Annotated in this window: 12 protein-coding genes; 10 read left to right on the plus strand and 2 right to left on the minus strand. The window is 72.8% G+C overall.

Annotation, left to right across the window (positions count from 1 at the left end):
* Positions 1-14: 14 nt before the first annotated feature.
* Entirely contained in the window at positions 15-893 is an 879-nt protein-coding gene (locus B8281_RS09710; RefSeq protein ID WP_170982161.1) for a serine hydrolase, read from the minus strand.
* Positions 894-1088: 195 nt separating this feature from the next.
* On the opposite strand from B8281_RS09710, the gene uraD reads away from it, so the two are divergent.
* The 3 genes from uraD to pucL are packed head-to-tail and all read left to right on the plus strand — an operon-like array spanning position 1089 to position 2891.
* The gene (gene uraD, locus B8281_RS09715) at positions 1089-1586 is read left to right on the plus strand and encodes a 2-oxo-4-hydroxy-4-carboxy-5-ureidoimidazoline decarboxylase (RefSeq protein ID WP_085387603.1); all 498 of its coding nucleotides are present in this window, start codon (positions 1089-1091) and stop codon (positions 1584-1586) included.
* Positions 1583-1951: a hydroxyisourate hydrolase gene (gene uraH / locus B8281_RS09720; RefSeq protein WP_021480424.1), complete on the plus strand. Its 369-nt coding sequence runs from the start codon at positions 1583-1585 to the stop codon at positions 1949-1951. Before uraD ends, uraH begins: the two co-directional genes overlap by 4 nt.
* 1 nt (position 1952) lies before the next feature.
* Entirely contained in the window at positions 1953-2891 is a 939-nt protein-coding gene (pucL, locus tag B8281_RS09725; protein WP_051028101.1) for a factor-independent urate hydroxylase, read from the plus strand.
* Positions 2892-2960: 69 nt separating this feature from the next.
* Here the strand turns inward: pucL and B8281_RS09730 are convergent, their stop codons facing one another.
* Positions 2961-3773 (minus strand): IclR family transcriptional regulator, encoded by an 813-nt coding sequence (locus B8281_RS09730; RefSeq protein ID WP_085387604.1) that lies wholly within the window; start codon positions 3771-3773, stop codon positions 2961-2963.
* Positions 3774-3902: 129 nt separating this feature from the next.
* Between B8281_RS09730 and B8281_RS09735 the strand changes: the two genes are divergently transcribed.
* The 7 genes from B8281_RS09735 (at position 3903) to B8281_RS09765 (ending at position 12755) form a co-directional block, all read left to right on the plus strand.
* Positions 3903-5399, plus strand: a complete 1497-nt coding sequence (locus B8281_RS09735) for an NAD-dependent malic enzyme (protein ID WP_085387605.1) — start codon at positions 3903-3905, stop codon at positions 5397-5399.
* Between the two features lie 44 nt (positions 5400-5443).
* Complete coding sequence (gene aceB / locus B8281_RS09740) at positions 5444-7090, plus strand: malate synthase A (RefSeq protein WP_085387606.1); 1647 nt, start codon at positions 5444-5446, stop codon at positions 7088-7090.
* Entirely contained in the window at positions 7090-8439 is a 1350-nt protein-coding gene (locus tag B8281_RS09745; protein WP_085387607.1) for an aldolase/citrate lyase family protein, read from the plus strand. The genes aceB and B8281_RS09745 overlap by 1 nt, the downstream gene beginning before the upstream one ends.
* Before the next feature lie 78 nt (positions 8440-8517).
* On the plus strand, positions 8518-9348 hold the full coding sequence (locus B8281_RS09750) for a bifunctional allantoicase/(S)-ureidoglycine aminohydrolase (RefSeq protein ID WP_021481128.1): 831 nt from the start codon (positions 8518-8520) through the stop codon (positions 9346-9348).
* Positions 9349-9784: 436 nt separating this feature from the next.
* Positions 9785-10360, plus strand: coding sequence for an Ltp family lipoprotein (locus tag B8281_RS09755; protein WP_232322528.1), 576 nt, complete (start codon positions 9785-9787; stop codon positions 10358-10360).
* 618 nt (positions 10361-10978) lie between these two features.
* Positions 10979-11785 (plus strand): hydroxypyruvate isomerase family protein, encoded by an 807-nt coding sequence (locus B8281_RS09760; protein ID WP_034652231.1) that lies wholly within the window; start codon positions 10979-10981, stop codon positions 11783-11785.
* Between the two features lie 85 nt (positions 11786-11870).
* Positions 11871-12755 (plus strand): 2-hydroxy-3-oxopropionate reductase, encoded by an 885-nt coding sequence (locus B8281_RS09765; RefSeq protein WP_085387608.1) that lies wholly within the window; start codon positions 11871-11873, stop codon positions 12753-12755.
* The last annotated feature ends 38 nt before the right edge of the window (positions 12756-12793 follow it).

Raw genomic sequence — 12793 nt, forward strand, 5'->3', positions numbered from 1 at the left:
CGCGGACGCGCCCGTCAGGCGCGGTACGCCTGGCGCAGCAGCTCCACGCCGTCCTGCGTGCCCTCGAAGGAGGTGCCACCGGTCATGACGACGACGAGCTCCTGGTCGGGGAAGAGCGCCAGGAGCTGGCCGCCCAGGCCGAGGGCGAAGACCATGCCGAGGTCCGGGTCGGCCCACCAGTGCCAGCCGTACGCGCCGATCCAGGGGTAGGTCCGGGTGCGGGGGCGCCAGCACTCGCGCAGCCAGTCGAGCGGCGCGACCTCCTCGCGCAGCACGGCGGTCCCGAGGCGCGCGAGGTCGGTCGGGAGGAGGCACAGCCCGTTGCCCGCGTGGCTGTAGCCGTTCCGGTCCGCGTAGAAGCGCCAGCGGCGGATGCCCGACGGGCGGAAGAGGTGCTCCTCCGCCAGCTGCTCGACGCTGCGACCCGTGCGCCGGTGGAGCACCGCACCGAGCAGGTGCGAGGACCCCGTGGAGTACCACATCGTGCGTCCGGGCTCGTCGACCAGCGGCCGCTCCACGACGGCGCGCAGCAGGTCCTTGCTCGCGGTGAGCGGCGGGGCCGAGCCGCGCCAGACGCCGAACTCCGGCCACTCGAGCCCCGACGTCATCCCCAGCAGGTGCTCGACGGTGATGGCGCGCTTGCGCTCGTCGTCGACCGGCACGTGCGGCAGGTGCGCCAGCGCCGAGGACGACAGGTCGACGTCGACGAAGCCCGCGAGGATGCCGGTGACGCTCTTCGTCACCGAGTTCAGCTTGGCGAGGCGGTCCGCTCCGTCGTGGCGGCGGAACCACGTGCGCTCGGTGGTCCCCGCGTGCACGACGACGAGCGCGTGCACGCCGGCGGTGCGCAGCCGCCGCTCCCAGCGCCGGCCGGTCCAGAGGTCGTCGATCATGGGGCAGGAACGTAGCGGCTCCGGCTCGCGGCGGACGACAGGACTACCGACGCGCGGCCGGACCGCACCGTGGTTGACATCACCCGACCCACGACGTACATTCATAAGACGGAAACAAACTTCCGAGATGTGGAATCCACTCCGAAGGTTGGGCGGTCGAGCCGCCCGGCCCGGTCGTCGAGAGGGAACGCAGCGATGACGCTGGACGAGTTCAACCGGTGGTCGCCGGACGAGGCGCGGGACGCGCTCCTCGCGTGCGCCCACGTGGACCGCTGGGCCGAGGAGGTCGCGGCCGGTCGCCCGTACGCGACCGTGGAGGACGCCGTCGAGGCGGCGCTCACCACCGCCGACCCGTGGACGGACGACGAGGTCGACTCCGCGCTGGCGCGCCACCCCCGGATCGGCGAGCGTGCCGAGGGGGAGGCCGCGGACGCGAGCATGTCGCGCTCCGAGCAGGCCGGGGTCGACACCTCCGACGACGACGTGACGCGCCGGCTCGCCGAGGGGAACCGCGCGTACGAGCAGCGGTTCGGCCACGTGTTCCTCGTCCGGGCCGCCGGGCGCAGCGCCGAGGAGATCCTCGAGCAGCTCACCGAGCGGCTGGGCAACGACGCCGAGACCGAGCGGGCGAACGCCGCCCGCAACCTGCGCGAGATCGCCGCGCTGCGGCTGAAGGGAATGCTGACGGCATGAGCACCCACGCCAGCCACATCACCACGCACGTACTCGACGCGGCCAGCGGTAGGCCCGCCGAGGGGATCACCGTCCGCCTGGAGGCGGCTCCGGAGATCGCGGAGGGGACGACGGGGCAGGGCTGGTCCCTGGTGGCGTCCTCCCGCACGAACGACGACGGTCGCGTGCCCCAGCTTGGGCCCGAGACCCTCGTCCCCGGTACGTACCGGCTCGTGTTCGACACGGCCGAGTACTTCGACCGGCGAGACACCGTGTCCTTCTACCCGGAGGTCGTCATCGTCTTCCGGGTGGCGAGCGCTGAGCAGCACTACCACGTCCCCGTCCTGCTCAGCCCGTTCGCCTACTCGACCTATCGAGGGAGCTGACATGAGCACCACCACGACTGCCGAGCAGTCGGCGGCCACGCAGAGCAGCGGGGCCATCGTCCTGGGCGACAACCAGTGGGGCAAGGCGGAGGTGCGCCTCGTGCGCGTCGACCGCTCCACGCCCCGGCACGAGATCACGGACGTCAACGTCTCCTCACAGCTGAGGGGCGGGCAGGAGGCCACGCACCGCGAGGGGGACAACTCCCGGTGCGTCGCGACGGACACGCAGAAGAACACGATCTACGCGTTCGCCCGTGACGGCGTCGGCGCGATCGAGGACTTCGCCATCCGCCTCGGGCAGCACTTCGTCGAGGACTTCGAGTGGATCGAGGGCGGGCGCTGGGAGATCGAGCAGTACTCCTGGAACCGCATCGAGACCTCGGCCGGCGAGCACGACCACGCGTTCGTCCGCAACAACCAGGAGACGCGCACCACGGTCGTGCAGCGCGACGGCGACGAGGTCTTCGTCGTCTCGGGCCTCACGGACCTCGTCGTCCTCAAGTCGACGGGCTCGGAGTTCCACGGGTTCCCGCGCGACCGCTACACGACGCTCGTCGAGACGGACGACCGCATCCTCGCGACGTCGGTCACCTCGCGCTGGCGCTACACGACCACCGACGTCGACTTCGACGCGGTGTACGCGAAGGTCCGCGCGATCCAGCTCGAGGCGTTCGCGACGACGCACTCGCTCGCGCTCCAGCAGACACTCTTCGCGATGGGCAAGGCCGTCCTGGAGGCCGTCCCGGAGATCGCGGAGATCAAGTTCTCGATGCCGAACAAGCACCACTTCCTCGTGGACCTGGCGCCGTTCGGCCTCGACAACCCGAACGAGGTCTTCTACGCGGCCGACCGCCCGTACGGCCTCATCGAGGCGACCGTCCTGCGTGAGGACGTCCCGGCCGAGCCGCGTGCCTGGGCGACCGTCACCGGGTTCTGCTGAGGCGTCATGACGGACGGACGCGCCCTGCCCGGCCGCGGAGCCCCCGCGGCCCGGCAGGGCGCGCCCGCCTCAGGGCGCCGCGGTGATGAGCTCGCGCGTGAGCTCGCTCGCGACGCGGTGCAGCACCGGGACCGCGTGCTCGCCGAACTCGTACGTCACGCGGGCCGCGGGCCCGGAGACGGACAGCGCGGTGGGGGTCGGGGCGTCGGGCACCGCGACGGCGAAGCAGCGCACGCCGAGCTCCTGCTCGCCGTCGTCGATCGCGTACCCGCGCTCGCGGGTCGCGGCGAGCTCCGCGAGGAGCGCGTCGACGTCGGTGATCGACTGGTCCGTCGCGGGCGGCATGCCGACGCGGCCCATGATCTCGCGCACCGTCTGGTCGGGGAGCTGGGCGAGGACCGCCTTGCCGACGCCCGTGCAGTGCGTGTAGACGCGCCGTCCGACCTCGGTGAACATGCGCATCGAGTGGCTCGACGACGCCTGGGCGACGTAGACCGCCATGTCGCGGTCGATCATCGCGAGGTTCGCCGACTCGCCGAGGTCGTGGGCGAGGCGCTCCAGGTAGGGGCGCGCGCCGGCGCCGAGCTGGCGGCCCGCCGACTCGCCGAGCCGGATGAGGCGCGGGCCGAGGGTGTACCGCCGCGACGGCGTCTGGCGCACGTAGCCCTGGGCGAGCAGCGTGCGCAGCAGGCGGTGGATCGTGGGCAGGGGGAGCCCCGCGTGCTGCGCGAGCTCGCTCAGGCCGGACTCGCCGCCGAAGTCGGCGAGCAGCTCGAGCAGGTCGATCGCGCGGTCCACAGACTGCACGCCCCCGGCCGGCTTCGCCGGCCGCGTGCCCGGGGCGCTCTCCGTCGGCTCCGTCGCCGCCGAGGTCTCGGCCATCTCACCATCTCCTGTCCACCAGGTGCCGCCCGACGGCGGGCGCACCTCGCCTGAGCAGTGCGGGAACCTCCCGCGCTCCCTTCCGCATCACGGAAGACACGCATCAGCATACGAGAAGAAGGAACGAACATGACGTCCGAGACGAAGGCCCCGGAGACGCAGGCCGCGACGGCGAAGAACGCCGCGACCAGCCCGAGCTACTCCATCACGCTGCGCGTCGAGGCCCCCAGCGGTCACCGCACGGCGAGCGACCTCGTCGCGGCCGTGAGCGCGACGGGTGCGGCGATCACGGGCGTCGACGTCTCGGAGTCGGGCGCCGACCGCCTCGTCGTCGACATCACGGCCGACACCGTCGACGCCGCGCACGTGGAGCAGATCCGGGACGCGCTGAGCGCGCTCGACGGCCTCACCGTGCGGCACGTGAGCGACGCGACGTTCCTCATGCACCTCGGCGGCAAGCTCGAGGTCAACCCCAAGGTGCCGCTGCGCCACCGCGCCGACCTGGCCCGCGCCTACACGCCGGGCGTGGCGCGCGTGTGCCTCGCCATCGCGGAGCGGCCCGAGGACGCGCGCCGTCTGACGGTCAAGCGCAACACGGTCGCGGTCGTGACCGACGGCACCGCCGTCCTCGGCCTGGGCGACATCGGTCCCGCCGCGGCCCTCCCCGTCATGGAGGGCAAGGCCGCGCTGTTCAAGCAGTTCGCGGGCGTCGACGCGTGGCCGGTGTGCCTCGACACGACCGACACCGAGGAGATCATCCGCACGGTGAAGGCCATCGCGCCCGTGTACGGCGGCATCAACCTCGAGGACATCTCGGCGCCCCGCTGCTTCGAGATCGAGCGCCGCCTGCGCGAGGAGCTCGACATCCCCGTGTTCCACGACGACCAGCACGGCACGGCGATCGTCGTGCTCGCGGCGCTGACGAACGCGCTGCGCGTGGTCGGCAAGGCCATCGAGGACGTGCGCGTCGTCGTCTCCGGCGTCGGCGCGGCGGGCAACGCGATCATCGCGCTGCTCCAGGGCCAGGGCGCGGGCAACATCGTCGCGTTCGACCGCCAGGGCGCGATCCACCCCGGCGCGAGCCTCACCGACGAGTACCGCCGCCGCCTGGCGGAGACGACCAACCCCGACGGCTTCACGGGCTCGCTGCGCGAGGGCCTGGCCGGGGCCGACGTCTTCATCGGCGTCTCCGGGCCGAACATCCTCACGGGCGACGACGTGGCCACCATGGCCGACGACGCGATCGTCTTCGCGCTGGCGAACCCCACGCCGGAGGTCGACCCGATCGCCGCGGCGCAGCACGCGACGGTCGTCGCCACGGGCCGGAGCGACTACCCGAACCAGATCAACAACGTGCTCGCCTTCCCGGGCCTCTTCCGCGGCCTGCTGGACGTCGGCGCGAGCGAGATCACCGACGAGATGCTGCGCGCCGCGGCCGTCGCGATCGCCGACGCCGTCGCGCCCGAGGAGCTCAGCGCGAGCTACATCGTCCCGAGCGTCTTCGAGCCGGCCGTCTCCACGGCCGTCGCGCGCGCCGTCGCCGAGGTCGCGGAGCGCGACCGCGCGGGCCAGGCTCAGGAGAGCAGCACGTCGGGCCACCACGTCGGGTCGGCAGCCCGGTCCTGACGCACCCTCGTCAGCCCGGCCCGCCCCGCAGAAAGGACACCACCATGACCACCACCACGGCCGTCGCCGTCCACGGACCCGCCGTCGAGCGGTCCGACGAGATTCTCACGCCGGACGCGCTCGACTTCGTCGCCGACCTGCAGCGCCGGTTCGGCGCCCGCCGCGACGAGCTGCTCGCCGCCCGGGCCGCGCGGCGCGAGCAGGTCGCCCGCACGGGTCGCCTCGACTTCCTGCCCGAGACCGCCGACGTGCGCGCGGGGGACTGGACGGTCGCCGGCGCGCCCGCGGACCTCCGGGACCGCCGCGTCGAGATCACCGGCCCCCCGACGCCCAAGATGGCGATCAACGCCCTCAACTCGGGCGCGAAGGTCTGGCTCGCCGACCTCGAGGACGCGTCGACGCCGCACTGGAGCAACGTCGTCGGCGGCCAGGTCGCCCTGCACGACGCGACGCGCCGCACGCTCGCGTTCACGTCGCCCGAGGGCAAGCAGTACGCGCTGCGCCCGGAGACCGACGGCGACCCGCTCGCCGTCATGGTCGTGCGACCCCGCGGCTGGCACTTCGACGAGGTGCACCTCACCGTGGACGGGACGCCCGCCGTCGGCGCGCTCGTGGACTTCGGGCTGCACTTCTTCCACAACGCCGCGGAGCTCGTCGCGCGCGGCTCCGGGCCGTACTACTACCTGCCGAAGATGGAGTCCCACCTCGAGGCGCGCCTGTGGGACGAGGTCTTCACGCACGCGGAGCAGGCGCTCGGCATCCCGCACGGGACGATCCGGGCGACGGTCCTCATCGAGACGATCCCGGCCGCGTTCGAGATGGACGAGATCCTCTACGAGCTGCGCGACCACGCGTCCGGGCTCAACGCGGGCCGCTGGGACTACCTGTTCTCCGTGATCAAGTACTTCCGCGACTCCGGGCCGTCGTTCACGCTGCCCGACCGCGGGTCCATCACGATGACCGCGCCGTTCATGCGCGCGTACACCGAGCTGCTGGTGCAGACGTGCCACCGGCGCGGCGCGTTCGCGATGGGCGGTATGGCGGCCGTCATCCCGAACCGCCGCGAGCCCGAGGTCACCGCCCAGGCGTTCGAGAAGGTGCGTGCCGACAAGCAGCGCGAGGCCGGCGACGGCTTCGACGGGTCGTGGGTCGCGCACCCGGACCTCGTGCCGGTGTGCCGCGAGGTGTTCGACGGGGTGCTCGGCGAGCGACCCAACCAGCTCGACCGGCAGCGCCCCGACGTCCACGTCACGGCCGACCAGCTCCTCGACGTGGCGTCCGCGCAGGGCGACGTCACCGAGGCGGGGCTGCGCAACAACCTCTACGTGTCCGTCGCCTACGTCGCGGCGTGGCTCGCGGGCAACGGCGCGGTCGCGATCCACAACCTCATGGAGGACGCCGCGACCGCGGAGATCTCGCGCTCGCAGGTGTGGCAGTGGGTGCGCTCGGGCGCGTCGTTCACCGCGGGCGAGAGCGCGGGCACGACCGTCACCGCGGACCTGGTCCGCACGCTCCTGCGCGAGGAGACCGCGCGGCTGCGGGACGACGTCGGGCACGAGGCCTACGACGCCGGGCCGTACGACCGGGCGGCGGCGCTCGTCGAGGACATCGCGCTCAACGAGCACTACGTCGACTTCCTCACGCTGCCCGCGTACGAGGACGTCGTCGCGCACGAGCAGGACGCGTCCTGATGCCGGCCGGTCCCGAGGCGGGCTCGGTCCGCGGCTTCAGCGAGGAGGGCGTCGCGGCGCTGCACGCGTCGCTCGACGGGCTGCTCGCGCCCTGGGACGCGGAGCTCGCGGCCCGCTACCCGGGCGACGACGGCTCGCGCCAGCCCGTGCACACCGTCTACGTGCCGGGCGACCGGTACGCGGCGGGCCTCGCGCCGGAGTGGGCGGCCCAGGCGCGCGAGGCGGTCGACGGCGCGGGCGGCGTCCGTCGCCTCGTGGACCTGCTGGGCGTCGGGGAGGGAGCCGGGGGCGACCTCGCGGACGCCGTCGCGGAGCGCGTGAGCGCGAAGCTCGCGGTCGAGGCGATCGAGGACCTCCGGATCGACTTCGAGGACGGGTTCGGCGACCGCGGCGACGCGGCGGAGGACGCCGCGGTGATCGCGGCGGCGCGCGAGCTCGTCCGGGCCGAGGCGCAGGGCACCGCGACGCCGTTCGCGGGCATCCGCATCAAGTGCCTCGAGGAGGCGACGCGCCGACGCGGCGTGCGCACCCTCGCGCTGTTCGTCGCGGAGCTCGTCGCGGGTCGCGCCGCGGCCGGCGAGGCCCGCGCCCTGCCGGACGGGTTCGTCGTGACGCTCGCCAAGGTCACCGCGCCGCAGCAGGTCGAGGCGATGGCGCGCGCGTGCGAGCACGTCGAGGACGCGAACGGCCTCGAGCCGGGCACCCTGCGGTTCGAGGTCCAGGTCGAGACGCCGCAGGCGCTGCTCGCGGCCGACGGCACGGCGACGGTCGCCCGCCTCGTGCACGCCGCGCCGGGTCGTGTCACGGCGCTGCACTACGGCACGTACGACTACTCGGCGTCGCTCGGCATCGCCGCTGCGTACCAGTCGATGGAGCACCCCGCGGCCGACCACGCGAAGTCGGTCATGCAGCTCGCCGTCGCGGGCACGGGCGTGCGCCTGTCGGACGGGTCGACGAACGTCCTGCCCGTCGGCGACCCCCAGGCCGTCGACGCGGCGTGGCGGCTGCACGGGCGGCTCGTGCGCCGCTCGCTCGAGCGCGGGTACTACCAGGGCTGGGACCTGCACCCCGCGCAGCTCCCGAGCCGGTTCGCCGCGACGTACGCGTTCTACCGCGAGGGCGCGGCGTCGGCGCTCGCGCGCCTCGCGGCGTACGTCGGGTTCGTGCCCGACGCCGGGGGCGTCCTCGACGAGCCGGCGACGGCCAAGGCGATGGCCTGGTTCCTCGGACGCGGCGTCGACTGCGGCGCGCTCACCGAGACCGAGGTCCGCACCGCGACCGGCCTCGACCGCCCCGGGCTCGACGCGGTCCGCGTCTCCGGGCGCGCGCCGCAGCCCGTCGCGGGCTGAGCGCCCGCCCTCCCATCCTTCCCGCCGGCCGCCGTGGCACCGCCACCGGCACGGCCACGACCTTCGAGGAGTGACCCCATGACCCAGACCACCCCCTACTACACCCCGCAGGGTGGCCTGCCCGGCCAGACCGAGCTGCTCACCGACCGCGCGATCGTCACCGAGGCGTACACGGTGATCCCGCGCGGCGTGCTGCGCGACATCGTCACGAGCAACCTACCCGGCTGGGACAAGACCCGGCTGTGGGTGCTCGCCCGGCCGATCGAGGGCTTCGCGACGACGTTCGCGCAGTACGTCATGGAGGTCTCGCCCGGCGGCGGGTCGGACCAGGGCGAGGACGAGGAGACCGTGCAGTCCGTCGTCTTCGTCACCGAGGGCACGCTCGTGCTCACGCTCGCCGGGGTCGAGCACGTGCTCGAGCCGGGCGGGTACGCGTACCTGGCGGCGGGGGAGCGGTGGGCGCTGCACAACCGGTCGGACGCGAAGGCCGCGTTCCAGTGGATCCGCAAGGTGTACGAGCCGATCCCGGGCCACACCGCGACGTCGTTCGTCACGCGCGAGCAGGACGTCGAGCCGCGCGCGATGCCGGACACGGACGGCGTGTGGGTGACGACGCGGTTCGTCGACCCCGACGACCTCGCGCACGACATGCACGTCAACATCGTGACGTTCCAGCCCGGCGGGTCCATCCCGTTCGCGGAGACGCACATCATGGAGCACGGGCTCTACGTGCTCGAGGGCAAGGCGGTCTACCGCCTCAACGGCGACTGGGTCGAGGTCCAGGAGGGCGACTTCATGTGGCTCCGCGCGTTCTGCCCGCAGGCCTGCTACGCGGGCGGCCCCAAGCCGTTCCGCTACCTGCTCTACAAGGACGTGAACCGGCAGGTCAAGCTCGACCGTCGGCGCTGACGAGACCTGACGAGGGCATGACCAGGGCCCGGCTCCGCACGCGGAGCCGGGCCCTCGTCGTGCTTCGGGTGTTTTCACCCGCCGCGGCGCGAAGATCATCCGGCTCCGAACGTCTCTCGGCCTGTCGGCGGTGCCACAGTGGGGTGTAAGGCAACGGATCACGTGAACCAATGGAGTGTTCATGGCACCGCGCTACAACTCCCCGCCCAACTGGCCGCCGCCTCCTGCAGGGTGGTCACCGCCGCCAGGCTGGTCGCCTGACCCCGCATGGGGACCCGCGCCGCAGGGGTGGAGGTTCTGGGTCGAAGACACCGAGTCCGGTTCTCCCGATCCCCGAGGGGTGCTTCCCAAGGTCGGTGCCGGTGACGAGACCGCGGGAGCGGCACAGGGGAAGTCCTGGATTGCGCGGCACAAGCTCCTGACGGGAGCAGGCGGTGTGGTCCTGCTCATCGTCGCCATCGCGGCGCTGGTCGGCGGGAATGGCGGCGCAGGCGAAGATCCCGTTGTCGTCGCGACGACGCAAGGTGCCGATCAGGGCGAGAAGTCGGCTGACGAGATCGCTGCGGACGAGCAGGCAGAGGCCGAGCGCCTCGCCGAGGAGGAAGCAGCGGCGGCGGCGGAAGCCGAGGAGGAGCGGCTGGCGGAGGAGCAGCGACTCGCTGACGAGGCGGCTGCTGCTGAGGCGGCCGCTGCCGAAGCGGCGAGGATCGGGTCGGTCGCGCAGCAGAATGCGTACCGGTCGGCCGTGAGCTACCTCGACCTGACGGGGTTCTCGCGTTCGGGCCTCATCGGGCAGCTCGAGTTCGAGGGTTTCAGCACGGCCGACGCCGAGTTCGCCATCGCTCGACTCGAGGCCGAGGGCGGCGTTGACTGGAACGCGGAGGCGGCCGAGAGCGCGGCGAGCTACCTCGACTTGACGTCGTTCTCGCGAGCCGGTCTCGTCGACCAGTTGCTCTTCGAAGGATTCACGCCGGAGCAAGCCGAGTACGGAGTGAGTACCACGGGACTGTGAGTCAGGCCCGGTCCCGACCGGTCGCCGTCATGCGTCGTGGAGGACCAGGCCGCACGTCGATCCCGCCTGGCGACGGACGTCCCTGTAGCGACGAGGTTTGCGCCTCCGTCGAGCCTCGCGTTCTGCGCCTCCATGAAGGCCACGCCCGCCCACTCCTCGAAGAGCACCGCGACCGGCCCCTGACCTCCTGACCGAGCGGCAGCGCGTCTCGCCTTCGCCATCCCGATGATGCATGACGTCTGAACGTCGCCGAGCGCGACTCGAGCGCGCACGCCGGAGACGGGAGCCGTCGCACGACCCGCCTTCGTGGGTCGTGTGAGAGCGGACGAGAGCAGCGCGCGAGCCCAAGTTCGTCGCCCTCTCCTGCCACCGTCGTCGCCAGGGTCTGCACCCGAGGCCTGGGAGAGGTTCAGCCTTGCGCGCCCTCGTGAGACTCCGCTGACGGGCTTCCCATCGCACCAGCTACGGGAAACGCAGACTGCCTGGACGTCGCACCGAGGCCTCTTCGACGGTTGACGCTCTGCACGAACGGTGTCTACACTTCCATACAGCAGAAGAAAAGTTCCGCAGAATGGAATCGCAACGCAGCGAGACGCGGACGGACCCAGGGAGACGACGATGAGCCCCGCACCGACGTACACCGTCAACTGCTCGATCCTGCTCACGGACCTGCCGCTGCTCGAGCGGCCGGCCGCCGCCGCGGCGGCGGGGTTCCGGGGCGTCGAGTTCTGGTGGCCGTTCGCGTCGCCCACGCCCGCCCGCGACGAGGTGGACGCGTTCGTCGGCGCGATCGAGACGGCGGGCGTGCAGCTCACGGGCCTGAACTTCGACGCCGGGAACATGCCCGGCGGCGACCGCGGGCTCGTATCGTGGCCCGCGCGCTCGGCCGACCTGCGCGCGAACCTCGACGTCGTCACCGCGATCGGGGAGCGCACCGGCTGCCGCGCGTTCAACGCGCTCTACGGCAACCGCCAGGAGGGTGAGACGCCCGAGGCGCAGGACGAGCTCGGCGCCGAGAACCTCGCGCTCGCGGCGCGGGCCGTCGGGCGCATCGGCGGGACGGTGCTCGTCGAGCCCGTGAGCGGCGCGCCGGCCTACCCCCTGAAGACCGCGGCCGACGCCGTGCGCGTCATCGACCGGGTCGCCGCCGACCACGGCGAGACGAACCTCGGTCTCCTGTTCGACGTCTACCACCTGGCCGTGAACGGCGACGACGTCGACGCGGCTCTGTCGACCTACCGCGGTCGCATCGCGCACGTGCAGGTCGCGGACGCGCCCGGTCGCGGTGAGCCCGGCACGGGCGACCTGCCGATCGAGCGCTGGACCAAGGACCTGCGCGCCGGCGGCTACGACGGCTGGATCGGCCTCGAGTACAAGACCGCGGCCGCCGACCCGTTCGCGTGGCTTCCCGCCGCCGAGCGCTGACGCGACCCCCGGCCGTCCGCCGGCCGCGTGCCGGCGTCCGTCGGCCGCCCCGACCCCCGACCTGAACCACCCAGAGGAGCACACCATGGCCTCCATCGCCTTCATCGGACTCGGCATCATGGGCAGCCCCATGGCCGTCCACCTGCAGAACGCCGGGCACGACGTCGCGGGCTACAACCGGAGCCCCGAGAAGACCGCGCCGCTCGTCGAGGCGGGCGGTCGCGCGGCCGGGTCGGTCGCCGACGCGGTCTCGGGCGCCGACGTCGTCGCGATCATGGTCCCGGACTCGCCCGACGTGGAGGCGGTGCTCACCGGCGACGACGGCGTCCTCGCGAACGCGAAGCCCGGCGCGCTCGTCGTCGACTTCTCCTCGATCCGCCCGGACGTCACGGTCGCGCTCGCGCAGCAGGCGAAGGACGCGGGCCTGCGGATCGTCGACGCCCCCGTCTCGGGCGGCGAGCCGGGCGCGATCAACGCCGCGCTGTCGATCATGGTCGGCGGCACGCCCGAGGACTTCGAGGCAGCCAAGCCGTTCCTCGACGTCGTCGGCAAGACGGTCGTGCACGTGGGCCCGAACGGCTCCGGCCAGACGGTCAAGGCCGCGAACCAGCTCATCGTCGCCGCGAACATCCAGGCTCTCGCCGAGGCGGTCGTCTTCCTCGAGGCCTACGGCGTCGACACCGATGCCGCGATCGAGGTCCTGGGCGGCGGCCTCGCGGGCTCGGCGGTGCTGAACCAGAAGGCGCGCAAGATGCTCGACCGCGACTTCGGCCCCGGCTTCCGGATCGAGCTCCACCACAAGGACCTCGGCATCGTCACCGCCGCGGCCCGCGAGGCGGGCGTCGTCGCGCCGCTCGGCGGCCTCGTCGCCCAGCTCATGGCCTCCGCCCGCGCGAACGGCGACGGCGGCCTCGACCACTCCGGCCTGTTCCGCGGCGTCGAGCGCCTGTCCGGCCGCGACGGCTCCTGACCTTCCCCCTGACGACGACGTCACCTCCAGCAAGGAGA

This window comes from Cellulosimicrobium sp. TH-20 (assembly GCF_002105775.1).
In the GTDB taxonomy this organism is placed as follows: domain Bacteria; phylum Actinomycetota; class Actinomycetes; order Actinomycetales; family Cellulomonadaceae; genus Cellulosimicrobium; species Cellulosimicrobium funkei.